Genomic DNA, 25,351 nt, shown 5'->3' on the forward strand with positions numbered 1-25,351 from the left:
GCGTTTACCCCGCCTGGCAGCGGCGGCCTCAGGCCTCTTCTGCCGGGCGGCGGCGGATCACAAAGCCCGCGATCCAGAAGCTTATCACCCAGGTGACCAGACCGACGGCGTAAGATTGCCAGCCCTGCGTCTCAAACCCCAGCAGCCCCACCACGCCATTTAGAATAAAAATTAACCCCAGCGCCACCGCGTAGTAGTGCCAGTCGCGGCGAATTTTATCAGTGAGCTTCATGCGGCCTCCAACAGCAAAAAACGCATCTTCGCATAGCCGCCCGCGGCGGTCTGTAGCGATATGGAGAATGTTGCTGGATTGCGACGCCGGTCTCCCTTTTCCCTTCCTGTGGCGCGGTTAACACAACGGCGAAAACAGGATTATTCCTGGAGGGCAATTACCAGCAATCTGATACTGGCGACGGCGTCGCACTGCCAGAATACCTGCCATAGAGCTGGAGAAAAAACCAGCAGTACAGAGGTGGGAGGGCCTATGGCTGAATTCAGTTTTTCAAAATCGCTTTTGGGAAATAAAAAAAGAGGGGCGCTGACCGGCAGCCATGTCGCTTACGGACTGTTCGTCCTGATCTGCTGCTGGGCCGGCGCGCAGATGCTCAGCATGCTGATCCACGCCCCGGGAGTCTTTGAGCGCCTGATGCAGGCCCAGGACGCCAGCCGTCCGCAGGTCGATATCAGCCTCGCCGTTGGCACCCTCTTTGGCCTGATCCCTTTTCTGATCGGCTGCTCGTTCATCGGGCTGCTGGCGCTCATTGTGCGCTGGCGTCGGCGCCGTTAACGCCGCGCCATACAGCTTGCCCGCCGCTCATCGACCCGTTTCGCAAACCACGCCGTCGTCAGATTACGGGTGATTTTCGGACTCTCAAGCTGGATCCCCGGCAACATCTCCCGCGGCAGGGTTTTGCCCGCTTTTTTATCCGCGAGGCGGAAAACCTGTTGATAGAGGTCAGTCTTCTCAAACGCCAGGCTGTCGCCCTTTTTCAGCTGGCTATGGATCTCGCTGTCGCTCATCCCCAGCTGGCCCGCCAGGCGGCGCACCGCCAGCTCGGTGCTGCCCGGCTCATCGCTGTCATAGCGGATAAGGTCTCCGTCGAGCGCCAGTTTCACCCCGCTGGCTTTCACCACCGCGTTCTGGAAGGCGGCGTTACGGCTGGCATACCAGCCGGCGTTAAAGTCGGCAAAACGGTACAGCGGCACGCTGTAGCTGGCCGGGTAGTTCAGCAGATGATAGGTGCCAAACCACAGGCCGCCGCGCAGGCTGAAGACCTCCTGGCGCACCGTACCGTTCATTTTCCACGGGTAGCCGGAGGTGTGCTGCTCGGCAAAGGCGATGCTGACCTGCATTGGGCCGCCGGTGTGCACCGGGTTCAGGGAGCCGAACAGCTTCTGCCCCATCGGCACCATCCCGATAAAGTCATCAAAAATAGCGCTCAGCTGCTTTTCCGTCTTCACGTTGTCCAGACGGTCGCTGTAGCTTTTGCCGTTTGGCGAGGTGATCTTCAGCGCGGTATGGACCAGAAACAGCGGAATGTGCATTTTTTCCGCCCGGCGGTCGATCTCCTGCCAGGCGATTTTATTCAGCCCCGGCACCACCGGGTCGGACTGATAATTGGACTCCTGCTGCGCGACCGCCAGCACCGAGCAGACGTTCTCTTCCGTCGGCGCCAGCTTCTGGCTGTCAAAGGCGGTGGCGATGGCTTGCGCCCAGGCCTCCCGGTCCTTGACGCTGGCGGGCATTTTCTGCCGCACCACCGACGCCACGTCAACGGGCTTCTCGCCCTCTTTCAACACCGGCGCCTGTTGGCTGGTACAGGCGCTTAGCACCACGGCCGCCAGCAGCGTCAATGAACCGGGTATAATGCGCGATAAACGTGCGGCCATCCTGCTTCCTTGTCTTGATTAACGTAATGTCGGGATCGCTTCCTGCAGCGGCTTGCCGTCCAGTTCGCGCTCAAAGCTGCGCAGACGTTTGTAGATGGACATCAGTTCCACCAGCGTCGTCCACGAGCTGATCAGGTACTGGAACGAACCGCGCACCTGGCCGAAAACGTTGGTAATTTGCGTCATCAGCCCGAGGGTAATCGTACCGGCAACGATCGACGGAAACAGCAGGAAAAGGCCGAAAACGTTATCCACCTGCAGATAGAGAATGCGGGCGATATTGAAATACATATAGTGGAAATAGAGACGGAAATAGTTGCGACGCACCGCGCTGAACAGCTCGCGCACCGTCGGCGGCGTGGCGCGGGTTTCATCGTCCTCGCCGTAGACCAGCTCTTTACGATAGGCCGCTTCCACGCGCTGGTTTTTAAACTCCAGACCCGGCAGCTTAATCCCCACCACCGCCAGCAGGCCGGTCCCCATCAGCGACCAGACGATCGCGGCAATCACCAGGCCATACGGCAAGTGACCGACGATGGGCAGGTCGGGAACGTGTTGCGAGAGCGTCACCAGCACCGGCATGAAGGCGATCAGGGTCATCACCGCGTTGATAAAGCTCACGCCCATATCCTCCAGGGTGGAGGCAAAGCGCATGGTGTCTTCCTGCACACGCTGCGCGGCGCCTTCGATATGGCGCAGATGCTGCCAGTGGGCCATGTAGTGTTCGTTCATCGCCGTGCGCCAGCGGAAGACGTAGTGGCTGACGAAAAAGTTGTTCATCACGCCGATGATCACCGCGATGAGCGCGATGCCGAGAAAGATGCCGATCTCATGATAAAACTGGTTGATGCTGACCTTATGCGGGGTGGCCAGCGCGCTCTGGATCAGGTCATAGAACGGCGCATACCAGGCGTTGATCGCCACCCCCACTTCCACCAGAAACCAGGTGACGAAGATGATGAGCGACGTGCCGAGAATCGACCAGTACTGCCAGCGATGCGGGCAGTAGACAAACCAGAACAGCGCAAACACGCCGACGCAAAACAGATAGTAAGCGTAGAACACCAGATAGTTGAGCGACCAGAAGCGCGCCGCGCTGATCGCCACATCCTGCGATGCCCCGGTGACCCGCAGCAGCCAGTCGCCGCCGCCCGCCTGCCAAAAGATCACCGCCAGCAGCGACCAGATAAAGGCAGAAATAAAAAACGGCCCCGGTTTGGGGAAAAAAGATTTAAACATCATTGTCTCCTGCTAACTTCTTATCGTTCTGCTATTGCTGTATACGACGCATACGTCGGCCGCCGCGTGAAAGCGTTCTCGCGGGGCAGACGGATGATAAGACCGGATATCAACAGCTTAGTTCTGCTGCCAGGCGTGCAGAATTGTTTCTGTGGGTTTCACCTGTAAAGGATTGCCAGGAACGGTCAGCGTTCGCCACACCTCATTGTAGTGGGCGATGAGCGTCGCGGCCTGCGCGGCGGGGCGGTTGGCGGTGGTGTGGGCATCTTCCGCGATAATAATGCCGTATCCGCGGCTGGCGCCGTTTTTAATGGTGGTGTCGAGGCAGTAGTCGGTGGCGCAACCGCAGATGACAAACTGCTGAATGTCGTGTTCCCGCAGCACCTGCTCCAGCGAGGTGTGGTAGAAGGCGTCGCAGGCGGTTTTAGTGACATAGAGCGCGCCGGCCGGCTGCTCCAGCTCAGGGAGCAGGGCGAAGCCTTCGCTGCCGGCTTCGAGGCCGCCGGCCTCATCATGTTGAATAAAAATGACCTTATCCGCCGCGCGCACCAGACGATTAATTTGCGCGACGCAGCGCTCGCGCGCCAGACGCGGCGTGGCGAACACGCCGTTTTGCATATCCACGACCATCACTACCCGTTGAGCCGCCATTGTTTTCTCCCGCGAACCTTCAGCCAAACGGTCATCATACGCGCCGGCGAAAAAAGCCGATATCCGAAAGCGTAAAAAAGTCTTTTTTACGCACCGTTACCTTTTTCCTGCAGGAATGTCGTGAATCCCGCTTTGTTCTGCGCCACTTCGTAGTATAAATACCCTCTTCTCTTTTATTTATTTAATGGATGATTTCCGTTGAAACGTAGTTTGCTCATTTTTGCTGCGCTGTGCGCGGCGTCGTGGACCTCGGCGCAGGCCGTACAGCCCACCGTTGACCCGGTTTTCGCCTCGGATGTGGTCGATCGTTACGCCAATCAAATCTACTACGGCAGCGGCGCCACCGGCATGGCGCTGGTGGTGATCGATGGCAATCAGCGTGTGTTTCGCAGCTTTGGCGAAACCCGCCCCGGGAATAATCAGCACCCGCAGCTCGACTCGGTGATCCGTATCGCCTCCCTCAGCAAACTGATGACCAGCGAGATGCTGGTGAAGCTGCTCGACCAGGGGGTGGTGAAACTCGACGATCCGCTGAGCAAATACGCCCCGCCGGGCGCCCGGGTGCCTGACTGGCAGGGAAAACCGATCACCCTGGTGAATCTCGCGACCCATACCAGCGCCCTGCCGCGCGAACAGCCTGGCGGCGCCGCCCATCGCCCGGTGTTTGTCTGGCCGACCCGCCAGCAGCGCTGGAGCTGGCTCTCTACCGCGACCCTGAAGACCGCGCCGGGCTCGCAGGCGGCCTACTCCAACCTGGCCTTCGATTTGCTGGCGGACGCGCTCTCCACCGCCGCCGGCAAACCTTATCCGCAGCTATTTGAAGAGCAGATCACCCGACCGCTGGGGATGAAGGACACCACCTTTACCCCGTCGCCGGACCAGTGCCAGCGGCTGATGATCCCGGAAAAAGGCGCCAGCCCGTGCAACAACACCCTGGCGGCGATCGGCAGCGGCGGAGTCTACTCGACGCCGGGGGATATGATGCGCTGGATGCAGCAGTTCCTGTCATCCGATTTCTATACCCGCGGCCAGCAGGCCGACCGGATGCAGACGCTGATTTATCAGCGTAACCAGCTGACCCGGGTGATCGGTATGGACGTGCCGGGCCGCGCCGACGCGCTGGGGCTTGGCTGGGTGTATATGAAGCCGAAGAATGGCCATCCGGGGATTATTCAGAAAACCGGCGGCGGCGGCGGGTTTATCACCTATATGGCGATGAATCCGCAGGCTAACGTCGGCGCTTTTGTGGTGGTGACCCGCTCGCCGTTAACCCGCTTCAACAATATGAGCGATGGCATCAACGACCTGGTCAGCGAGCTGAGCGGCGCGCAGCCCAACATGCAGACGGCCAGCCAGTAAGCCCGGAGGAGGTTTCGCCGATGCGACATAACGATCGTTTTGGCGAAACATCCCGCTGCCATTTCAGTTACACTACCGTCTTTCATTTCACAAAATCAGGCAAACCATGACAGATTTAATCACTCGCCCCCGCCGCCTGCGTCAATCCGCTGCGCTGCGCGCCCTGTTTGAAGAGACAACACTGAGTTTGAACGACCTGGTGTTGCCGATCTTTGTTGAAGAAGAAATTGATGATTACAAAGCGATCGAGGCTATGCCCGGCGTGATGCGTATTCCGGAAAAATATCTGGCGCGTGAGATCGAACGCATCGCCAATGCCGGCATTCGCTCGGTGATGACCTTTGGCATTTCTCATCACACCGACGCCACCGGCAGCGATACCTGGAATGAAAATGGTCTGGTGGCGCGTATGTCGCGGATCTGTAAGTCCACGGTGCCGGAGATGATCGTCATGTCCGATACCTGCTTCTGCGAATACACCTCCCACGGCCACTGTGGCGTGCTGTGCGACCACGGGGTGGACAACGACGCGACCCTGGAAAACCTCGGCAAACAGGCCGTTGTCGCCGCCGCCGCCGGCGCGGACTTCATCGCCCCTTCCGCCGCGATGGATGGTCAGGTGCAGGCGATTCGCCGCTCGCTGGACGCTGCCGGCTTCACCAATACGGCGATCATGTCCTACTCGACCAAGTTCGCGTCTTCCTTCTACGGCCCGTTCCGCGAAGCGGCCGGTACCGCGCTGAAGGGCGATCGTAAAACCTATCAGATGAGCCCGATGAACCGCCGGGAAGCCATTCGCGAGTCGCTGCTCGATGAAGCCCAGGGCGCCGACTGCCTGATGGTGAAACCGGCCGGCGCCTACCTGGATATTCTGCGCGATATCCGCGAGCGCAGCGATCTGCCGCTCGGCGCGTATCAGGTCAGCGGGGAGTACGCGATGATCAAATTCGCCGCCCAGGCGGGCGCTATCGATGAAGAGAAAGTGGTTCTGGAAAGCCTTGGCGCTATCAAACGCGCGGGCGCCGACCTGATCTTCAGCTATTTCGCCCTCGACCTGGCCGAGAAAAAAATCCTCCGTTAAGCCTCCCTCTCCCCGGTGGCGCTGCGCTTACCGGGGCGACCAAACCTCATCCCCGGTGCGCTGTATTTATCGCGACCACCACACCGTAGCCCGGATAAGGCGCTTGCGCCGCTATCCGGGGACAGGCGCTAACCAATATCTGTAGCTAAAACTTTGCGCGCCGCTTTCCACCTTCTGCGCCTTCTCCTTGGCGTACCGGATTTCGCCTTCTAACGTGTTAAACCACATCATAAATACCGAATTCCAGGAGATCCTGTGGTGGCTTATCGACGTTATTACATTAAGGGGGGAACCTGGTTCTTCACTGTTAACCTTAAAAACCGTAGAAGCATGCACCTAACTGAAAACATAGAATTATTGCGCTACTCTGTCGCCGTTGTTAAACAACATCGCCCCTTTATTATTGATGCCTGGGTGGTGTTGCCTGAACATCTGCATTGCATCTGGACACTACCTCATAATGATGACGATTTTTCTTCACGCTGGAGAGATATCAAAGGCTGTTTTACCAGAACGTTAAAACGACAACCCCTCTGGCAACCGCGCTTCTGGGAGCATGCCATACGCGATGAAGATGATTACCGCCGACACGTTGATTACATCCATATCAATCCACTTAAGCATGGCTGGGTCACCCGGGTGATCAATTGGCCATTTTCAACCTTTCATCGCGATGTCCAGCGCGGGCTATATCCCCCAAATTGGGCTGGCGATAGCTTTGATCTTAGCTGCGGTGAACGCCGATAGCCTCTCCCCGGTGGCGCTGACGCTTACCGGGGCTACAAATCGGCGCCAACCGTAGCCCGGATGAGGCGTTAGCCGCTATCCGGGAAACCTCCCCCGCTGCGAGCGAAACTTCACCCAACTGTAATCTGAACGACATCTCTACCTTCTACTGTCTGGGCAGGACGGAGGAGGAGCCACTATGTTTAGTCTCGACAACGTACTCGATGACCTGTGGCCTCAGGCGAGGCCCGCCCCCTGGCAAAAGAAACTGTTAAAAAAGCTATTTTATGAGGAAGAGTTTCAACAATTTGCCGACCGTCACCGCCACCTGAAGGGGCTTGATACGGTCGAACAGGTGCTGGAATACCTCAATATCCGCTGCGCTATCCCGGCGCACGATCTCGAACAAATCCCCGAATATGGCCCGCTGGTCATTATCGCCAACCACCCCACCGGCACCCTCGACGGCCTGGCGCTCCTGTATGCGGTATCCCGCGTGCGCCGCGATGTCAAAGTGGTCACCAACCGCATGCTCACCCACCTTGAGCCCCTGAGCTCGCTGTTTATCCCGGTGGATAATATTCATGGCCGCACCGCTAAAACGGCGCTGCAGCAGATGGACCAGCAGCTGCAGGCCGGCGGGGTGCTGATCTTCTTCCCGGCGGGGGAAGTCTCCCGCCTAACCCGTCGCGGCATCCGCGATAAAAAATGGCACTCGGGCTTTATTAAGCTGGCGGCGAAATATCGCGCCCCGCTGCTGCCGGCGTGGATTAACGCCCACAACAGCGCCCTGTTTTACGCCAGCACCCTGGTCTCCGACAACCTGCCGCTGCTCCTGCTGATGCAACAGATGTTTCGCCGGCGCAACAGCAGCCTGCCGGTGCGCATCGGCCAGCAGATCCCCTGGTCGAGCTGGTTCGATACCCAGTCCAGCGCTCGCGAGCTTACCGGCCGCTGCTATCAGCACCTTGACCAGCTGCGCAAAGGGCTGCCGGGGCGGTTTAAAACCGAAAGCGCCATCGCCCGTCCGGAAGACCGGGCGCGGCTTAAACGCGAACTGCACAAGGCCGAATGCCTGGGCCGCACCGCCGACGGCAAAGTGATTTACCTCTGGCAGCGCAACGGCCAGGAGGAGGCGCCGCTGCTGCGCGAGCTGGGACGCCTGCGGGAAATCGCCTTCCGCGCGGTCGGGGAAGGCAGCGGTAAACGGCGGGATATCGACCGGTATGATGACGACTATCTGCATCTGATCCTGTGGGATGAAGAAGATCTGGAAATCGTCGGCGCATACCGCTTTATGCCGACGGCCATACAGCTGGCAAAGCGCGGCCTGGAGGGGATCTACAGCTCCAGTCTCTTCCACTACGACGGGCGGATGGACGACATCCTGCAGCACGGCATTGAGCTGGGGCGCAGCTTTATCCAGCCGCGCTACTGGGGTCGACGCGGGCTGGACTATCTGTGGTCCGGCATCGGCGCTTATCTGGCGCGCTATCCGCACTATCGCTATCTGTTTGGCCCGGTGTCGATTTCTGGCGGGCTGCCGCCCGCCGCTCGCGATCTGCTGGTGGCGTTCTACCGGCTGTGGTTCCCGGCGACGCATCCGCTGGCGGAGTCGCGTCGCCCTTATCCGGCGTCGCTGCCCGACGTGCTGGCGCAGTTTGGCGGGGAGGATTACAACGACGACCTGGCCCGGCTGAAGTCCCTGCTGGGCAATCTCGGCTGCGCAATCCCGCCGCTGTATAAGCAGTACTCGGAAGTCTGCGAGCCGGGCGGAGTGCAGTTTATCGATTTCGGCAGCGATCCGGATTTCAATAACTGCGTGGATGGTCTGGTGCTGGTGGATCTCACCTACCTGAAGGCGAATCGCTATCAGCGCTATATTGGCGCGCATCTGGGTGCGCAAAAATCGGCATAAACGCTTTTTCCCGGCTTGCGGCGCGTTGCGCCTTAGCCGGGCTACGGTTCACCGTTTCCGACGGTTCGGTCGCCCGGAAAAGGCGCGTCAGGCGCCGCCTCCGGGAAGCAGCGGGCAATGCAGCATCCGCTTTTCTCCGCGGCTCGCGGCTAATACAAGCCTTACCCCGCCCGGTAATACGGCTTATCGCCAAGGATCGTCGCCCGGTGCATGATCCGCCGCTGCGGCAGATAGTCGGCGTTGGCGTAATGCTGGGTTACCCGGTTATCCCAGATAGCGACATCGTTCGGCTGCCAGCGCCAGCGCACCTGAAACTCCGGTTTGGTGATATGGGCAAACAGGAAGCTCAGCAGCGCCGCGCTCTCTTTCTCGGTCACGTCGACAATCCGCGTGGTAAAGCCTTCGTTAACGAACAGCGCCTGCTTGCCGGTCACCGGGTGGGTACGCACCACCGGGTGCAGCAGCGGCGGATGCTTCGCCACCGCCTCCTGCCAGCGCCGATGCTCGGCTTCCGTGTGGTTGTACTTATACTCCTGGAACGATTTACGGAAATCGTGTTCCGCATGCAGGCCGCTCAGCAGCTGCCGGAAGGGCTCTGACAGCGCCTCCCAGGCGGCGATACCGCTGGTCCACAGAGTGTCCCCGCCGGTCGTCGGCAACTCTTTCGCCGCCAGAATAGCGCCGGCGGGCGGCGTGTCGATAAAGGTGACATCGGTATGCCAGTTGTCATTATCCGGCGGATTATCGTTGTGGGTATCGAGGACGATAATCTCCTCGACGCCTGGGGCGTGAGGGTAGACCGGATGAATATGCAGGTCGCCAAACCGCAGCGCCAGGTCGCGCTGTTGCGCCGGGGTGATATTTTGCTCGCGCAGGAATACCACCTGATGACGCAGCACCGCGTGATACAGCTGCTCAAACTGGTTGTCGCTCAGCGGACGGGTTAAATCCGCCCCGGTCACCTGCGCGCCAATATACGGCCCCAGCGGGGTAATGCTCAGACGTTCACTCATTGTACTTCTCCATGCCAGGGCGTCAGGCGCCGCTGCAGCGCGCGCAGACCCAGTTCCAGTAAAAAGGCGATAATGGCAATCACCGCGATCCCCGCCAGCACCACATCAGTGGCGAGAAACTCGCCGGCGGACTGCACCATAAATCCTAACCCGCGGGTGGCGGCGATCAGCTCAGCGGCCACCAGCGTTGACCAACCGACGCCAAGACCAATGCGCAGCCCGGTGAGGATCTCCGGCAGCGCGCCGGGCAGGATCACCAGCCACAGCACCTGCGCCCGGCTGGCGCCCAGCGAACGGGCGGCGCGAATCCGCACCTGCTGCGCGCTTTTTACCCCCGCCAGCGCCGACATCGCTACCGGGGCGAAAATCGCCAGGTAGATCAGCAGGATCTTCGACGTTTCACCGATGCCAAACCAGATCACCATCAGCGGTAAGTAGGCCAGCGGCGGCACCGGCCGATAAAGCTCGATCAGCGGATCGAGGATCCCGCGCACCGTTGAGTTGAGCCCCATGGCGATCCCCACCGGCACGCCGATCAGCACCGCCGCCAGCAGAGCGATAACGATCCGCGTCAGGCTCGCCGCCAGGTGCTGCCAGAGCGTCGCATCCATAAAGCCCTGCGGCCCGGCGATAGTGATAAGCTTCTGCAGCACCTGGCCCGGCGGCGGCAGAAACAGCGGGCTAATCAGCTGCAGCGCTGCGACCGCCCACCAGACGGCCAGCAACACCGCCAGGGTCGCCACGCTGAGGGTGAGCTGACGGGAGAGCGGCCAGCGCCACTTCAGCGTCAGTTGACGCGGTTTGTCGTTCAGTACCACGCTCATGAGAAAGCCTCCCGTTGGTCAAACACCCGGCTCAGAATGTATTCCCGCTGTTCAATAAACCGCGGGTCGGATTTGATGCTGCGGCAGGGTTCGCCCGCGACAAAGCGGCGGCTGAAATCCAGCGGCAGCCGCTCCACCACCCGCCCCGGCCCCGGCGACAGCAGCACCAGCTCGGTCGCCATAAAGATGGCCTCTTCAATGTCATGGGTGATGAGCAGCACCTGTTTGCCGGTCTCATGCCAGAGGGTCAGCAGCAGCGTTTGCATCTGCTCGCGGGTAAAGGCGTCAAGCGCGCCGAAGGGCTCATCCAGCAGCAACAGCTGCGGATTCGCCGCCAGCGCCCGGGCGATGCCCACCCGCTGGCGTTGACCGCCGGACAGCTGCCAGATAAAGCGCTTTTCCGCCCCTTCGAGGCCAACCTTTTTCAGCATCTGCGCCGCCGCTTGCCGCCGCTGCGCTTTATCCACGCCCGCCAGCTGCAGCCCCAGCGCCACGTTATCCTGCACATTGCGCCATGGCAGCAGGCCTTCGTTCTGGAAGACCACGCCGCGCTCTGCGCCCGGCCCGGTCACCCGCTGACCTTCGAGGGTGATGCTGCCGTGCTGATAGGGCACGAATCCGGCAATCAGGTTCAGCAGGGTAGTTTTACCGCAGCCCGAAGGCCCCAGCACCACCAGCAGCTCCCCACTCTCCAGCGTCAGGTTGATATCCGCCAGCGCCGGTTTACCGCCGTAGTCGGCGGAAAGATGCGAGATTTGCAGCATCGCCGCCTCCTTTACTTCACGAAACGGTCAGTAACATACTGACGATAATCGGTTCCCGCCGCGGGCACTTTGCCCTGCTCTTTCAGAAAGCGCGCGGTATCGACGATGGCCTGATTGACCGGCCCGTTCAGCGCCTGCGCCTGCTCAGCGGCGGTCAGGTAGGTGTTCCCCTTCACCAGCCCCGGGACATCGGCTTCCGGCACGCCGCTCAGGCGTGCCAGCTTGCTGATGTTGTCCGGCTGCTTCAGCCACTCATCCGGGTTGGCGATGTAGGGCTGCTGAGCGTCGATGGCGCTTTTAGCAAACGCTTTGACGATCTCCGGATGCTGCTCGGCGAAGTCCTTACGGACCACCCAGACGTCGAGGGTCGGTGCGCCCCACTCCCCGACCTGCGCGGAATCGGTCAGCACCTTGCCCTCTTTTTCCAGTTCGTTAACCGCTGGCGCCCAGACGTAAGCCCCGTCGATATCCCCGCGCTGCCAGGCGGCGATAATCGCCGGCGGCTGCAGGTTAATAATCTGCACCTGGCCCGGCTTGATGCCCCAGTGTTTGAGCGCCGACAGCAGGCTGTAGTGGGTGGTGGAGATAAACGGCACGGCGATGCGCTTGCCGATCAGATCTTCCGGTTTGGTGATGCTTTTCTTCACCACCAGCGCTTCGGAGTTGCCGAGCTTTGAAGCGAGCAGGAACACTTCAATCGGCACCTGCTGGCTGGCGGCCACCGCCAGCGGGCTGGAGCCGATATTGCCGATCTGCACATCGCCGGAGGCCAGGGCGCGCACCACGCTGGCGCCGCTGTCAAATTTCCGCCAGTCGACGGTCGCCCCGCTGGTTTTGGCGAAGGTGTTGTCCGCCTGGGCGACTTTCGCCGGCTCAGCGGAGGTTTGATACGCCACGGTCACATTGACCGCCTGCGCCTGGAAGGCGGCGACGGCCAGCGCCGCCAGAAGAGTAATTCGCGATGTGAATGCCATAATGTCTGCTTCCCCTGAGTTGTTATAGGTGCAGTATTTCCGGCATCAGGATGGAGATGAAGTAATTAAAAATTCTGGCTAATAGCGAATCGTTTTTAGAACAAAAGCGGGAAAGGATAGTTGATTTTGCGCGGTGAGTTGGCGGCAGAGGGTTGACGCCTTGCCCGGCCTACAGATCGCGCCATATGTAGGCCGGGTAAGCGCAGCGCCACCCGGCAAAAAACTCAGCGCTTCGCGTTAAGCTCAGCGATATCCTTCGGCGTGGTGCGGCAGCAGCCGCCGATCAGCCTCGCCCCGGCCGCCAGCCACTGCGGCAGATAATCCGCCAGGCTGGCGCAGGCTTCGCCATGATGGTGCCAGGTCTTGCTCACCGCATCATAATGCTCACCGGAGTTAGGATAGACCACCAGCGGCAGCGCCGTCAGGCTGTGCAGATGCGCCAGCGCCGCGGGCGTATTTTCCAGCGCGATACAGTTGATGCCCACCGCCACCACCTGCGGGTTATCCGCCAGGGCGGCCATCACCTCGCGCAGCGGCGTGCCATCGCTGAGATGTTCGGCGTCGCGCAGCGTGAAGGAGTACCAGGCGCGGGCGCGGGGATACTCCTGCAGCAGGGCTGTCAGGGCCTGGATCTCGGCGAATGACGGCAGGGTTTCACAGGCCAGCAGGTCGGCGCCCGCATCCAGCAGCGCTTCGACGCGCGGGCGGTGGAAGGCCTGGAACTCTGCCGCGCTGCGCTGATAATCGCCGCGATACTCCGAGCCGTCGGCGAGAAAGGCGCCATACGGCCCCACCGAACCGGCGACCAGCAGCGTGCCGGCGTGTGGATTCTCGGCGAGGTACGCCTCGCGCGCTTTGCGCGCCAGCTCGACGCTTTTGCCGATCAGCGCCCGGGACTGCGCATCATCCAGGCCGCGCGCGGCAAAGCCGGCGGGAGTGGCCTGATAGCTGGCGGTGATCGCCACCTGCGCTCCGGCGCGAAAGTAGTCGAGATGCACATCGCGGATCAGCTGCGAGTTCTCCAGCAGCACTTTCGCCGACCACAGGCTGTCAGCCAGATCGCAGCCGCGGGCCTCCAGCTCGGTGGCCATGGCGCCGTCCAGCAGCACAAAAGGCTGGGCGGCAAGCAGGGCGGTAAACGGATTAGTCTGCGACATGTTGTGGCTCCTGAGTCATTTTCCGTGAACGAGTAAGATACCAGGCACCATAGCACAGGGCCACAAAGGGGATCCCGCACCACAGCGCAATTCTCTGGCTCGGGTCAAAAGCGAGGCCCACGCAGGCCACCAGGCACAGCACAAAGCCCAGAATCGGCACCACCGGATACCAGGGGGCGCGATACTGCAGATCGCTCAGCGCCTTACCCTGCTGCAGATGGCGGCGGCGGAACATAAAGTGCGAGGCGCAAATGCTCAACCACACCGCCACCACCGCAAAGCCGGAGATCGCCGACAGCGCCACAAACACCGTATCGGGCGCCACCACGCTGGAGAACAGCGCCAGCACGCCGCCCAGCATACTCACCGACAGCGCGGTCACCGGCACGCCCCGTTTATTGACTTTGGCAAAGCAGGCCGGCAGCGTCTTCTCGTTCGACAGCGACCACAGCATCCGCCCGGAAGCGTACAGGCCGGAGTTGGCCGCCGAGAGGATCGCCGTCAGGATCACAAAGTTGAAAATATCCGCCGCGTAAGGGATGCCCACCTTTTCAAACACCAGCACGAAGGGGCTTTTCTCCACCCCCGCCTGTTGCATCGGGATCAGCGCCGCCAGCACAAACACGGTGCCGATAAAGAAAATAATCAGCCGGGCGATGGTGGTGCGAATGGCGACCGGAATGACCTTATGCGGGTTTTCCGTCTCTCCGGCGGCAATGCCGATAAGCTCCGTCCCGGAGAAGGCGAAGTTCACCGCCACCATGGTCATCAGGATCGGCAGGCCGCCGTGCGGGAACCAGCCTTCGGCGGTGAGATTGCGCAGGCCCGGCGCCGGGGAGCCATCCTGCATCGGAATGATGCCGAAAATGGCCGCGCCGCCGAGAATAATAAACGCGATGATGGTGATCACTTTCACCAGCGAGAACCAGAACTCGCCTTCGGCGAAGAAGCGGGTCGAAATGATATTAAGACCGAAAATCACCGCGCAAAACACCACGCACCAGATCCAGACCGGCACCTGCGGGAACCAGTACTGCATACAGAAGCCGGCGGCGGTGAAGCTCGAACCCAGCGCCACCGTCCACGTCAGCCAGTAGAGCCACGCCACGGTATAGCCCGTCGCCGGGCCAAGGTAGCGCGCCGCGTAAACATGGAAGGCGCCGGTCTCCGGCATCGCCACCGACAGTTCGCCGAGGCACTGCATCACCAGCCAGACCACCAGGGCGCCAATCAGATACGCCAGCAGCGTTCCGGCCGCGCCGGTGGTGGAGATGATATAGCCGGTATTAAAGAACAGGCCGGTGCCAATCACGCCGCCGAGCGACAGCATGATCAGATGGCGCGTTTTCATGGTGCGCTTCAGTTGCCCACCTTGTTGTTGTGTTGTGCTTTGCATTTTATTTTCTCACGCCAGCCCGCTTGCCCGGGCCATGATGCGTATAAACGTATAGACATCTAAACATCCAAAAGAAGAAGTGTTATACCGTGCCACCGCGAAAAAAGCAAAGCCGCTGCACCAGGTCGCGCGCCGACAGCGTGCAGCCTGCCCCATTTTTGCGCAGCGCCGGTGAGCGCGCCACGGGCTGGCGCCTCATCGCGGCGGACAACGTTCTGGCACTCTCTTTGCAGCCTGTCGTTCAGAACCTTTCTATCTGGCGAGGCAACACGTATGACAGAGCACACCACCACCTTAAAAAGAACGCTCGGCAGTTTTCGTTTATGGGGGATCGCCGTCGGACTGGTGATATCCGGGGAGTACTTCGGCTGGAGCTACGGCTGGTCGCAGGCGGGCACGATGGGGTTTATGGTCGTCGCCCTGGCGGTCGCCGCCATGTACTGCGCCTTTATTTTCAGCTTTACCGAGCTGACCACCGCCATCCCGCACGCTGGCGGCCCTTTCGCCTACGCCTACCGCGCCTTCGGGCCCACCGGCGGCTTTATCGCCGGTTTTGCCACTCTGATTGAATTCGTCTTCGCCCCGCCGGCCATCGCCATGGCCATCGGCGCCTACCTCAACGTGCAGTTTCCGGCGCTGGATCCGAAGTGGGTCGCCTGCGGCGCTTACGTGATCTTTATGACGCTCAATATCCTCGGCGTCGGTATCGCCGCCACCTTCGAGCTGATCGTCACCCTGCTGGCCATCTTCGAGCTGCTGGTGTTTATGGGCGTGGTCGCCCCCGGCTTCTCCTGGAGCCACTTCACCGCCAACGGCTGGGCGGGCGCGGAAAGCTTTAGCGGCCTGGCGCTACCGGGGATGTTCGCCGCCATTCCGTTCGCTATCTGGTTTTTTCTCGCCATTGAGGGGGCTTCCATGGCCGCCGAAGAGGCCAAAGATCCGCAGCGCACCATTCCGCGCGCCCTGGGCGGCGGCATTCTGACGCTGACGGTGCTGGCGATCGGCGTGATGGTCTTCGCCGGCGGCGTCGGCGACTGGCGCGCGCTGTCCAATATCAACGACCCGCTGCCTCAGGCGATGAAAACGGTGGTGGGCAACGGCAGCGGCTGGCTGCATATGCTGGTGTGGCTGGGGCTGTTTGGCCTCGTCGCCTCCTTCCACGGCATCATTATGGGCTACTCGCGGCAGATCTACTCCCTCGCCCGCGCCGGCTATCTGCCCGCCGGGCTGGCCTCCCTCAACCGCCGCACCCGCACCCCGCATCTGGCGATCCTCGCCGGCGGCGTGGTGGGTATCGCCGCGATCTTCTCCGACTCGCTGATCACCATCAGCGGCATGCCGTTGACCGCCTGCATCGTCACCATGTCGGTATTTGGGGCTATTGTTATGTATATCACTTCCATGGCGGCGCTGTTCAAACTGCGCCGTAGCGAGCCGAAGCTGATCCGTCCGTTCCGCGCGCCGCTCTACCCGCTGGCGCCGGCCTTTGCCCTCGGCATGGCGGTGATCTGCCTGGTGGCGATGGTCTGGTATAACCTGCTGCTGGCGCTGATTTTCGCGGCGATGATGCTCGGCGGCTACCTGTGGTTCCGCAAAACCGCAGCGGCCCGTGAACGGGCGCCAGTGGATCCTCAACTGCGCACGGTCTCCTGAGGAGGCGGCATGTATAAAACCACGCTATCGGGCCAGGTATGGCGCTTTGATAGTCTGAAAACGCTGATGGCGAAAGCGTCGCCGGCCCGCTCCGGCGACGCCCTGGCGGGCGTTATCGCCCACTCGGCCGAAGAGCGGATGGCGGCGAAAATGACCCTCGCCGAGGTGCCGCTGACCGACATTCTCGACAACCCGCTTATCCCCTACGAGCAGGACGAAGTGACCCGCCTGATCCTCGACACCCATGATGCGCAGGGCTTTGCCGCCCTGCGTCACCTGACGGTCGGCGATTTCCGCGACTGGCTGCTGGACGATGCCACCGATACCGCCACGCTGCAGCGGGTCGCCCGCGCTATCACCCCGGAGATGGCGGCGGCGGTAAGCAAGCTGATGCGCAATCAGGATCTGATCCTCGCCGCCAGCAAGTGTCAGGTGGTGACGCGCTTTCGCAACACCATCGGCCTGCCCGGCCACCTCAGCGTGCGCCTGCAGCCCAATCATCCCACCGATGACCTGAAAGGCATCGCCGCCAGTATGCTCGACGGACTGCTGTACGGCGCCGGGGATGCAGTGATCGGCATCAACCCGGCCAGCGACAGCTTACCGGTGCTGGCGCAGCTGAACGTGATGCTGGACGATATTATCCAGCGCTTCGCCATTCCCACCCAGTCCTGCATTCTGACCCACGTCACCAATACGCTGCAGCTGATTGAGCGCGGCGCGCCGGTGGATCTGGTGTTTCAGTCGGTGGCGGGAACCGAAGCGGCCAACAGCGGCTTCGGCATCAACCTTGCCATGCTGCAGGAGGCCCGCGAGGCGGCCCTCAGCCTCGGTCGCGGCACCCTCGGCAACAATGTAATGTATTTTGAGACCGGCCAGGGGAGCTGCCTGTCGGCCAACGCCCACCACGGCGTCGACCAGCAGACCTGCGAGGCGCGGGCCTACGCCGTCGCCCGCCACTTTGAACCGCTGCTGGTCAATACGGTGGTCGGCTTTATCGGTCCGGAGTACCTCTACGACGGTAAGCAGATTATTCGCGCCGGGCTGGAGGATCACTTCTGCGGCAAGCTGATGGGCCTGCCGATCGGCTGCGACGTCTGCTATACCAACCACGCGGAAGCGGATCAGGATGATATGGACACCCTGCTGACCCTGCTGTGCGCCGCCGGGCTCACCTTCCTGATCGGCGTGCCAGGGGCGGACGATATCATGCTTAATTACCAGAGCACCTCGTTCCATGATGCGCTCTACGCCCGTCGTCTGCTGGGCTTAAAGCATGCCCCGGAGTTCGCCGACTGGCTGGCGAAGATGCAAATTATCGATCCGCTCGGCGCGCTGCGGCTCACCGATGCCCGCCATCCGCTGCTGTCCGTTCTGCCGCAAGGAGCCCCCGTATGAACCGTCCCGACGCCTGGAACCCGCTGCGTGAATTTACCGATGCGCGGATCGCCCTGGGCCGCAGCGGCGCCAGCCTGCCGACCCGCGAAGTCCTTAACTTTGGTCTGGCCCACGCCAGAGCGCGGGACGCCATTCATCAGCCGTTCGCCAGCCAGCAGCTGGTGGCGCCGCTGGCGGCGCTCGGCCTCGACACCCTGACGGTGCACAGCGCCGCGCCGGACCGTCATACCTATCTGCGGCGCCCGGATCTCGGGCGTCAGCTCGCCGACGAGAGTCGCGCCGACCTCGCCGCCAGCGGCGTCCGCCCCGCCGACCTGCTGCTGGTGATCGGCGACGGCCTCTCTTCCTGGGCGGTAGAGCGTCAGGCGGTGCCGTTGATCCGCGCCCTGCTGCCCTGGCTGCAGACGCTGGGGATCGGCCTGGCGCCGGTGGTGCTGGCCCATCAGTCGCGGGTGGCGCTGGGGGATGATATTGGCGAAACCCTGAAAGCCCGCGCGGTGGCGATCCTGATTGGCGAACGACCGGGCCTCTCCTCGCCGGACAGCCTCGGCGTCTACCTCACCTGGCAGCCCCATCGGCAGCGGCTGGAGTCAGAGCGCAACTGTATCTCCAATATTCGCCCGGAAGGGCTGAGCCATGACGCCGCCGCCTTTAAACTGGCCTGGCTGCTGGAGCAGGCTTTTTTACGACGGCTTACCGGCGTGCGCCTGAAAGATGAAAGCGATAATCCGGCGCTGCATGGAAAAATAAAACCATTGACCCCTTTAAAATAATAAGTCACGCGAGCCGAAGAATAGATTTTTAATATTACCTGGCGCACCTGAATATTATATTCGGGTGCGCTGAAATCGCCCGGCGGCGCTTCGCTGGCGCGAGCCTGTGGAAACCGTCCAACCGGTTTATATTGCTTTTTTTCCAGGCCGGATAAGGCGCCAGCCGCCACCTGGGAAAATACGTTCAGCGTATCAAAAGCCGTGTTGTCACCAGCCTTATGCCCTTGCCTGCAGGTAATAAGAATATTGCATGAGTAAAAACGAAACGGACGTTGTAAGGTAATTCAGCGCCTTAAAAAATACCCGTCATACTTTAAGTTGCATGTGCGTTGACTGCGTTCTCTCCCCCCAGTCACTGACTTCTGCAAGCGTCTGGGGACTCGCTCACATGCCGCCTTCATGCGACTCGAATTATTTAGGGTATATATCTCGTTATCTATTCAACATAACAGCCAATAATTCGCCAGATACGCTGGCGAATTATTCCTCAATGTTATGCAGTCATTGATGGTTAAAGATAAATAATCGACCGACGGAGAAATACCAATGAAATCGTTTTCCGGGAAAGCGTCTTTAATGGCCACGCTGGTAGCCGCGCTGGCCGGCGCGAGCAGCGCGCAGGCAGCGGAAATTAAAATCGGGGTGGTATTACCCCTGAGCGGCGCCCTCAGCGGCTATGGTCAGCCGTCGCAGAAAGGGCTGGACATTATTCAGACCATCACCCCGACGTTAAAAAATGGCGATACCATCAAGCTTATCGTTATCGATGATAAAAGCGACAAAGTCGAAGCGGCCAACGCCATGCAGCGGCTGGTCTCCAGCGATAAAGTGGATGCCGTGATCGGGGAAGTTACCTCCTCCAACACCCTGGCGATGACCAAGATCGCCGACGACAGCAAAACGCCGCTGGTCTCCTCCACCGCCACCAACGACCGCGTCACCCGCAACCATCCGTACGTCAGCCGGGTCTGCTTCTCGGACAGCTTCCAGGGGGTGGTCGGGGCCAATCTGGCCTCCCGCGATCTGAAAGCCAAAACCGCCGCCATCGTGTTTGACAGTAGCAACGATTACTCCGTCGGCCTGGCGAAAGCGTTCCGCACCCAGTTCCTGAAAAACGGCGGCACCATTCCCATCGAGGTACAGGCCCCGGGCGGCAGCAAGGACTTTAAAGCCCAGCTGGCGAGCGTCAAGGCGAAGAATGTCGACATGATTTATATGCCGATCTACTACACCGAAGGGGCGCTGATTGCCGTGCAGTCAAAACAGCTGGGGCTCAACAAACCGGTGGTCGGCGGCGACGGTCTGGCCGCGGATCAGGTCTTCTTCGATGTGGGTAAAGACGCGGTCAACGGCTATATGACCACCGATTACTACTCGCCGAACGCCAAAGAGCAGACCCCGGCCGGGGAAACCTTCATCAAAGCCTGGGAAGCCAAATACCAGCAGCCGACCCATACCTGGGGCGCTATGGCGGCGGACGCCTATAACGTTATCGTCAACGCCATGAACCAGTGCAGCGATCCCCACGATCGGGTCTGCGTGAATGAAAAAATCCGCGCCACCAAAGATTTCCAGGGCGTGACCGGCACGCTGACGTTACAGAACGGCGACGCCATTCGCAGCGCGGTCATCAACGAAGTGAAAGATGGCAAGCTGGCGTTTCGTACCGTGGTTAACCCTTAAGTTGTGACGAGGCTACAAAATGGACGGCGCCATTTTTCTCCAGCAAGTGGTCAATGGAATGAGTCTTGGGGGCATGTACGCCCTGATTGCCATCGGTTATACGATGGTTTATGGCGTGCTAAGGCTGATCAACTTCGCCCATGCGGACGTGATGATGGTCGGCGCGTTTAGTACGCTGTTTTTATTTTCTTCGGTTGGGCTACCCTTCGGGGTAGCCGTTTTCCTGACTCTCGGGCTGTGCGGCCTGTTTGGCATGCTGATTGACCGGGTCGCCTATCGTCCGCTGCGCCAGGCCTCGAAAATTTCCATGCTGATCACCGCCATCGGCGTCAGCTTCTTCCTCGAAAACCTGTTTAACGTGCTGTTTGGCGGCAGCTCGCGCTTCTTCTCCGCCCCTGACTTTTTCAACCAGACCCGGGCCTTCGGCAGCGTCATCATTACCAACGTGGCGTGGATTGTGCCGCTGATCACCGTCCTGCTGCTGCTGGCGATCCTCTGGCTGCTGTACCGCACCCGCTATGGAATGGCGATCCGCGCGGTAGCCTTTGACGTCAACACCGTGCGTCTGATGGGCATTGACGCCAACCGGATCATCTCCCTGGTCTTCGCCCTCGGCAGCAGCCTCGCGGCGCTCGGCGGCGTGTTCTACTCCATCAGCTACCCGACGATCGATCCCCTGATGGGCGTGCTTATCGGCCTGAAGGCCTTCGCCGCCGCCGTGCTGGGCGGGATCGGCAGCGTCACCGGCGCGGTGCTGGGCGGCTTTATCCTCGGTTTTACCGAGGTGGTCGCGGTGGCGATCTTCCCCGAACTGGGCGGCTATAAAGACGCTTTCGCCTTCCTGTTCTTGATTCTGGTCCTCTTGTTCCGCCCGGTCGGCATTATGGGCGACGAACGTCTGGAAAGGAGCCGTTTCTGATGCTCAACGCGACGACCACCGCCGGGGCGCAGCTGCGCAACCTGGCCATTATTGTCATCTGTATCGCGCTGCTGGCCGGAATCAACGTGGTTTTCAATGACTACATTGTTCGCGTCATCAGCACCATTTTTATCTTTATGATCCTCGCGGTCAGCTACAACCTGATCAACGGCGTGACCGGCCAGCTGTCGCTGGAGCCGAACGGCTTCGTGGCGGTGGGCGCCTACGTCACCGCCCTGCTGATCCTCTCCAGCGACAGCAAGGTAGACATGTTTGAAATGGCCGCCCCCAGCCCGTGGATCCTCAGCCTGCACGCGGGCTTCCTCCCCGCCCTGCTGATAAGCGGCCTGTGCGCGGCGGCGCTGGCGGTGTGCCTCGCCGTGCCGGTCTTCCGGGTGCGCGGCGACTACCTGGCCATCGTCACCCTCGGCTTCGGGTTTATCATCAAGATCCTCGCCATTAACAACCCGCAAATCACCAACGGCGCCATCGGGCTGAACGATATTCCGCAGCAGCCGCATCTCCTGTTCTGGTGCGGCCTGTTCGCCCTGCTGGCTACCGGCATGATCCTCCAGCTGGTGTGGTCGAAGTATGGCCGGATGATGAAAGCCATTCGCGACGATGAAGATGCGGCGATCGCCATGGGGGTCAACACCTTCCGCATTAAAACCTGCGCCTTCGCCACCAGCGCCTTCTTCGAAGGGATCGGCGGCGGTCTGCTGGCTTCGCTGCTGACCACCATTTCCCCGGGGCTGTTCGACTTTATGCTCACCTTCCAGCTGCTGATTATTATCGTCCTCGGCGGGCTCGGCAGCACCACCGGCGCCCTGCTCGGCACCGTGCTGGTGGTCGGCAGCGGCGAGTGGCTGCGCTTTCTCGACCAGCCGCTGCAGTTCTTCGGTCATGATCTCGGCGCCTATCCGGGCCTGAGAATGGTGGTCTTCTCCCTGCTGCTGCTGATCATCATGCTTTTCGCCCGCGAAGGGCTGCTGGGGAAAAAAGAGATTTGGCAGATGGGAAGAAGGAACAGCAGCTATGGCGGAAAATAAAATCATCCTGCAGGTGCAGGACGTCACCATGCAGTTTGGCGGCCTGCGGGCCATCGACAACGTCAGCTTCCATGTTGACGAAGCGGAGATCTTTGGCCTTATCGGCCCGAACGGCGCGGGCAAAACGACCCTGTTTAACGTCATCACCGCCAACTATAAGCCCACCAGCGGCAGCGTCACCCTCGCGGGCGCCTCGCTGAAGGGGCTAAAGCCCAACCAGGTGGTCAACGCCGGGATCGCCCGCACCTTCCAGAATATCCGGCTGTTTAACTCGATGACGGTGCTGGAGAACGTGATGGTTGGACTCGACCGCGCCAGCCGCTACTCGCTGCTGGAGGCGGCCCTGCACATTGGCCGCTATTTTCCGGCCGAGCGGGCGGCGAAGGCCAAAGCGATGGCCATTCTGGAAGACATCGGCATCGCCCACTTCGCCCATATGCAGGCCACGAACCTGAGCTATGGCAACCAGCGCAAAGTGGAGATCGCCCGCGCGCTGGCCACCTCGCCGAAGCTGCTGCTGCTCGATGAGCCGGCCGCCGGGATGAACCCGAAGGAGACCGAGGATCTGGCGGAGCTGATCTTCCGCATGCGCCATGACTATCAGCTCAGCGTCCTGTTAATCGAGCACGATATGCCCTTCGTCAACCGTCTGTGCGAACGGGTGATGGTCCTGGAGTATGGTAAGCCATTGTTCAGCGGCCTGATGGCCGAGGCGATCCAGCATCCGGACGTCATTTCCGCTTATCTGGGAGAAGCCAATTATGCTTAACGCCAGAGAACTGAAGGTCTTTTACGGCGTGATCCAGGGGTTGAAAGGCGTCGATATCGATGTTTATGACCGGGAGATCGTCACCCTGATCGGCAGCAATGGCGCCGGTAAAACCTCTACCCTCAATGGGATCGTCAACCTGGTGCGCTCCAGCGGGCGCGTCAGCTTCCTCAACGACGATATCTCGCGCAGCCAGACCCACCAGATCGTACGTCGCGGGCTGGCGCTGGTGCCGGAGGGACGCCGGGTCTTTACCAACCTGACCATCGAAGAGAACCTGCGCATGGGCGCTTACAATAATCTCGCCGGCTACACCCGCCTGCGCGATCGTATGTACGCCCTTTTTCCACGGCTCAAGGAGCGGCGCCATCAGATGGCGGGCACCATGAGCGGCGGCGAGCAGCAGATGCTGGCCATCGCCCGGGCGCTGATGAGCGAGCCGGTGTTATTGATGCTGGATGAACCAAGCCTCGGGCTGGCGCCGAAAATTGTCGGCGAGCTGTTCGGCATCATTAAGCAACTGCGCGATGAGAATATGACGGTGCTGCTGGTGGAGCAGAATGCGACGGCCGCGCTGGCGATCGCCGATCGGGCGTATGTCCTGGAGAATGGCCGGATCACCTTGTCAGGCGCGGCGCGGGAGATGCTGACTAACCCGGAAATTAAGCGGATGTATCTGGGGGGATAAGGGTGGTTAAAACTGCCTGGGCTGCGGCGGCGCCTCCTGCGATGCCGCAACCTCAGGCAGTCTCTTGCTACACAAAGCACACCTCGTTCCAGTAGGCTTCTCGCGTCCTGCGTCGCTCAGTATGTCTTATCATGACGGAACCACCGGGTTTCCACGTTGCCAATGTCCACGCCGTAGAGGCTGGCCACCGGCAGGATCGCCTCCATGACGCGTTGAGTATCTTGCTGTCCGGCTTCACCGTTGGACAAAAAAGCCAGCCAGCCCGTTAACCGTTGCCACAATGCCACTTTCGTTTTCTCCTCTGTCGGGAAGCGAATCGCCTGGGTCTATTTCAACCACAGTTGGCCGGGCGCGGGAAATATTAATTCCGAATTTGCAATCCTGGCTGGCGCATATTACGCCCGGTCCTGTCACCCTCACCCTCTCTCCGGAGGGAAAGAGGACCGCCCGGCACTCGTGACTGTGCCGGTAAAACGCTACCAGCGCATAAAGAATACCCACAGGTTTGTTAAGTTCTTTTTCGTTATAGATAAGAATTTTTTCTTCTTTGCCGCCGACGGGGAATGTGTGGGAGCGTGATGTCCACAAAACAAAACAGGGATTCAGGGGAAAAAATATGCGCAACAAAACCACAAAAATCGCACTGGCGCTGGGTATGCTGCTGCTCGCCTCGCAGGCGCAGGCCGACCAGCTGGCTGACATCAAAGCCGCCGGCGTCGTGAAAGTCGCCACCTTTGACGCCAATCCGCCGTTCGGCTCCGTGGACGCCAAAACCCACCATATCGTCGGCTACGACGTCGACTTTGCCCAGGCGCTGGCGAAAGCGCTCGGCGTCAAACTCGAACTGGTGGCCACTAATCCGGCCAACCGTATTCCGCTGCTGCAGTCCGGCAAAGCCGACCTGATCGTCGCCGACATTACCATCACCCCGGAGCGGGCCCAGGTTATTGATTTCTCAACGCCGTATTTCGTCACCGGCCAGCAGTTCCTCGTGCCGGCCGGCTCTCCGGATAAGCTTGATGAGTACAGCAAAGCGCGCATCGGCGCGGTGAAAGGCACCACCGGCGAACAGGCGCTGCACCAGCGTTTCCCGCAGGCTCGCGTCCTCTCCTATGACGATATTCCGCTGGCCCTGACCGCCCTGCGCAACGGCAACGTGCAGGCCATCACCCAGGACAGCACCATCCTTGCCGGTCTGCTGGCGGAAGCGCCGGATAAAGCCAAGTTTAAAATTCTGCCCGACCTGCTCAGCAAAGAAGAGATTGGCGTGGGGGTGAAGAAAGGCGAACCGGCCCTGCTGAAGGCCGTCAACGATGAGCTGGTGAAGCTGGAGAAAACCGGCGAAGCCGCGAAAATTTACGATGTCTGGTTTGGCCCTGCCACTAAAACGCCGCAGCCGCGCGCCTTTACCATAGAAGCGAAATAAT

General features: G+C 60.6%; 27 protein-coding genes. 14 read left to right on the forward strand and 13 right to left on the reverse strand.

Annotated elements, in window-relative coordinates; translation table 11 throughout:
* Positions 1-28: 28 nt before the first annotated feature.
* Positions 29-232, reverse strand: coding sequence for a DUF2754 family protein (locus L2I46_RS04345; RefSeq protein ID WP_004204881.1), 204 nt, complete (start codon positions 230-232; stop codon positions 29-31).
* Positions 233-484: 252 nt separating this feature from the next.
* On the opposite strand from L2I46_RS04345, the gene L2I46_RS04350 reads away from it, so the two are divergent.
* Entirely contained in the window at positions 485-787 is a 303-nt protein-coding gene (locus L2I46_RS04350) for a YaiY family protein (RefSeq protein ID WP_023288568.1), read from the forward strand.
* Here the strand turns inward: L2I46_RS04350 and L2I46_RS04355 are convergent.
* The 3 genes from L2I46_RS04355 to L2I46_RS04365 all read right to left on the reverse strand — a co-directional run bounded on the left by L2I46_RS04355 (position 784) and on the right by L2I46_RS04365 (position 3,759).
* Positions 784-1,890, reverse strand: a complete 1,107-nt coding sequence (locus L2I46_RS04355) for a DUF1615 domain-containing protein (RefSeq protein WP_017898945.1) — start codon at positions 1,888-1,890, stop codon at positions 784-786. The genes L2I46_RS04350 and L2I46_RS04355 overlap by 4 nt on opposite strands.
* Before the next feature lie 18 nt (positions 1,891-1,908).
* Complete coding sequence (sbmA, locus tag L2I46_RS04360) at positions 1,909-3,129, reverse strand: peptide antibiotic transporter SbmA (RefSeq protein ID WP_236947569.1); 1,221 nt, start codon at positions 3,127-3,129, stop codon at positions 1,909-1,911.
* Between the two features lie 117 nt (positions 3,130-3,246).
* On the reverse strand, positions 3,247-3,759 hold the full coding sequence (locus L2I46_RS04365; RefSeq protein WP_236947575.1) for an isochorismatase family protein: 513 nt from the start codon (positions 3,757-3,759) through the stop codon (positions 3,247-3,249).
* Positions 3,760-3,978: 219 nt separating this feature from the next.
* Between L2I46_RS04365 and ampH the strand changes: the two genes are divergently transcribed.
* From ampH to L2I46_RS04385, 4 genes are all read left to right on the forward strand, one after another.
* On the forward strand, positions 3,979-5,139 hold the full coding sequence (gene ampH / locus L2I46_RS04370) for a D-alanyl-D-alanine-carboxypeptidase/endopeptidase AmpH (protein ID WP_236947570.1): 1,161 nt from the start codon (positions 3,979-3,981) through the stop codon (positions 5,137-5,139).
* A 106-nt stretch (positions 5,140-5,245) separates the two neighbouring features.
* On the forward strand, positions 5,246-6,220 hold the full coding sequence (gene hemB, locus L2I46_RS04375) for a porphobilinogen synthase (protein WP_002890201.1): 975 nt from the start codon (positions 5,246-5,248) through the stop codon (positions 6,218-6,220).
* Positions 6,221-6,475: 255 nt separating this feature from the next.
* The gene (locus L2I46_RS04380) at positions 6,476-6,967 is read left to right on the forward strand and encodes an REP-associated tyrosine transposase (RefSeq protein ID WP_236947571.1); all 492 of its coding nucleotides are present in this window, start codon (positions 6,476-6,478) and stop codon (positions 6,965-6,967) included.
* A gap of 178 nt (positions 6,968-7,145) precedes the next feature.
* Entirely contained in the window at positions 7,146-8,864 is a 1,719-nt protein-coding gene (locus L2I46_RS04385) for a lysophospholipid acyltransferase family protein (protein WP_223064031.1), read from the forward strand.
* Positions 8,865-9,025: 161 nt separating this feature from the next.
* On the opposite strand, the gene tauD is transcribed toward L2I46_RS04385, so the two are convergent.
* From tauD to L2I46_RS04420, 7 genes are all read right to left on the reverse strand, one after another.
* Positions 9,026-9,877 carry a taurine dioxygenase gene (gene tauD, locus L2I46_RS04390; RefSeq protein ID WP_023288563.1) on the reverse strand — a complete coding sequence of 284 codons (852 nt, stop codon included), beginning with the start codon at positions 9,875-9,877 and terminating at the stop codon, positions 9,026-9,028.
* Positions 9,874-10,701 carry a taurine ABC transporter permease TauC gene (gene tauC, locus L2I46_RS04395; protein WP_032453385.1) on the reverse strand — a complete coding sequence of 276 codons (828 nt, stop codon included), beginning with the start codon at positions 10,699-10,701 and terminating at the stop codon, positions 9,874-9,876. The genes tauD and tauC overlap by 4 nt, the downstream gene beginning before the upstream one ends.
* Positions 10,698-11,465, reverse strand: coding sequence for a taurine ABC transporter ATP-binding subunit (tauB, locus tag L2I46_RS04400; RefSeq protein WP_023288561.1), 768 nt, complete (start codon positions 11,463-11,465; stop codon positions 10,698-10,700). The genes tauC and tauB overlap by 4 nt, the downstream gene beginning before the upstream one ends.
* A gap of 11 nt (positions 11,466-11,476) precedes the next feature.
* Positions 11,477-12,439: a taurine ABC transporter substrate-binding protein gene (tauA, locus tag L2I46_RS04405; RefSeq protein WP_023288560.1), complete on the reverse strand. Its 963-nt coding sequence runs from the start codon at positions 12,437-12,439 to the stop codon at positions 11,477-11,479.
* A 224-nt stretch (positions 12,440-12,663) separates the two neighbouring features.
* Positions 12,664-13,596: a homocysteine S-methyltransferase gene (mmuM, locus tag L2I46_RS04410; protein WP_236947572.1), complete on the reverse strand. Its 933-nt coding sequence runs from the start codon at positions 13,594-13,596 to the stop codon at positions 12,664-12,666.
* Positions 13,583-14,992 (reverse strand): S-methylmethionine permease, encoded by a 1,410-nt coding sequence (gene mmuP / locus L2I46_RS04415; protein ID WP_032453383.1) that lies wholly within the window; start codon positions 14,990-14,992, stop codon positions 13,583-13,585. The genes mmuM and mmuP overlap by 14 nt, the downstream gene beginning before the upstream one ends.
* Positions 14,993-15,074: 82 nt before the next feature.
* Positions 15,075-15,203, reverse strand: coding sequence for a hypothetical protein (locus tag L2I46_RS04420; RefSeq protein ID WP_072199122.1), 129 nt, complete (start codon positions 15,201-15,203; stop codon positions 15,075-15,077).
* Between the two features lie 62 nt (positions 15,204-15,265).
* Here L2I46_RS04420 and eat point away from each other — a divergent pair, with 62 nt between their 5' ends.
* Genes eat through eutC form a run of 3 tightly spaced genes read left to right on the forward strand, consistent with a single transcriptional unit; the run spans position 15,266 to position 18,816 of the window.
* Positions 15,266-16,645 (forward strand): ethanolamine permease, encoded by a 1,380-nt coding sequence (eat, locus tag L2I46_RS04425; protein ID WP_032453381.1) that lies wholly within the window; start codon positions 15,266-15,268, stop codon positions 16,643-16,645.
* A gap of 9 nt (positions 16,646-16,654) precedes the next feature.
* A complete protein-coding gene (locus L2I46_RS04430; RefSeq protein WP_117132783.1) occupies positions 16,655-18,043 on the forward strand; it encodes an ethanolamine ammonia-lyase subunit EutB in 1,389 nt (462 codons plus the stop codon).
* Positions 18,040-18,816 (forward strand): ethanolamine ammonia-lyase subunit EutC, encoded by a 777-nt coding sequence (eutC, locus tag L2I46_RS04435; protein WP_023288555.1) that lies wholly within the window; start codon positions 18,040-18,042, stop codon positions 18,814-18,816. The genes L2I46_RS04430 and eutC overlap by 4 nt, the downstream gene beginning before the upstream one ends.
* Before the next feature lie 440 nt (positions 18,817-19,256).
* Here eutC and L2I46_RS04440 read toward each other — a convergent pair whose 3' ends face one another.
* Complete coding sequence (locus tag L2I46_RS04440) at positions 19,257-19,400, reverse strand: hypothetical protein (protein WP_032428606.1); 144 nt, start codon at positions 19,398-19,400, stop codon at positions 19,257-19,259.
* Here L2I46_RS04440 and L2I46_RS04445 point away from each other — a divergent pair.
* The 5 genes from L2I46_RS04445 to L2I46_RS04465 are packed head-to-tail and all read left to right on the forward strand — an operon-like array spanning position 19,393 to position 23,924.
* Complete coding sequence (locus tag L2I46_RS04445; protein ID WP_072096492.1) at positions 19,393-20,499, forward strand: ABC transporter substrate-binding protein; 1,107 nt, start codon at positions 19,393-19,395, stop codon at positions 20,497-20,499. The genes L2I46_RS04440 and L2I46_RS04445 overlap by 8 nt on opposite strands.
* Before the next feature lie 19 nt (positions 20,500-20,518).
* Entirely contained in the window at positions 20,519-21,418 is a 900-nt protein-coding gene (locus tag L2I46_RS04450) for a branched-chain amino acid ABC transporter permease (protein ID WP_002890128.1), read from the forward strand.
* On the forward strand, positions 21,418-22,467 hold the full coding sequence (locus L2I46_RS04455) for a branched-chain amino acid ABC transporter permease (protein ID WP_008805324.1): 1,050 nt from the start codon (positions 21,418-21,420) through the stop codon (positions 22,465-22,467). The genes L2I46_RS04450 and L2I46_RS04455 overlap by 1 nt, the downstream gene beginning before the upstream one ends.
* Positions 22,454-23,236: an ABC transporter ATP-binding protein gene (locus tag L2I46_RS04460; protein WP_023288553.1), complete on the forward strand. Its 783-nt coding sequence runs from the start codon at positions 22,454-22,456 to the stop codon at positions 23,234-23,236. The genes L2I46_RS04455 and L2I46_RS04460 overlap by 14 nt, the downstream gene beginning before the upstream one ends.
* Positions 23,229-23,924 (forward strand): ABC transporter ATP-binding protein, encoded by a 696-nt coding sequence (locus tag L2I46_RS04465; RefSeq protein WP_032453291.1) that lies wholly within the window; start codon positions 23,229-23,231, stop codon positions 23,922-23,924. The genes L2I46_RS04460 and L2I46_RS04465 overlap by 8 nt, the downstream gene beginning before the upstream one ends.
* A gap of 116 nt (positions 23,925-24,040) precedes the next feature.
* Here L2I46_RS04465 and L2I46_RS04470 read toward each other — a convergent pair whose 3' ends face one another.
* Positions 24,041-24,211, reverse strand: a complete 171-nt coding sequence (locus L2I46_RS04470) for a hypothetical protein (protein ID WP_002890108.1) — start codon at positions 24,209-24,211, stop codon at positions 24,041-24,043.
* Positions 24,212-24,540: 329 nt separating this feature from the next.
* On the opposite strand from L2I46_RS04470, the gene L2I46_RS04475 reads away from it, so the two are divergent.
* Entirely contained in the window at positions 24,541-25,350 is an 810-nt protein-coding gene (locus tag L2I46_RS04475) for an ABC transporter substrate-binding protein (protein WP_002890106.1), read from the forward strand.
* Position 25,351 lies beyond the last annotated feature (1 nt).

The sequence above is a fragment of the Klebsiella sp. 2019SCSN059 genome (assembly GCF_021739525.1).
In the GTDB taxonomy this organism is placed as follows: Bacteria; Pseudomonadota; Gammaproteobacteria; order Enterobacterales; family Enterobacteriaceae; genus Klebsiella; species Klebsiella quasipneumoniae.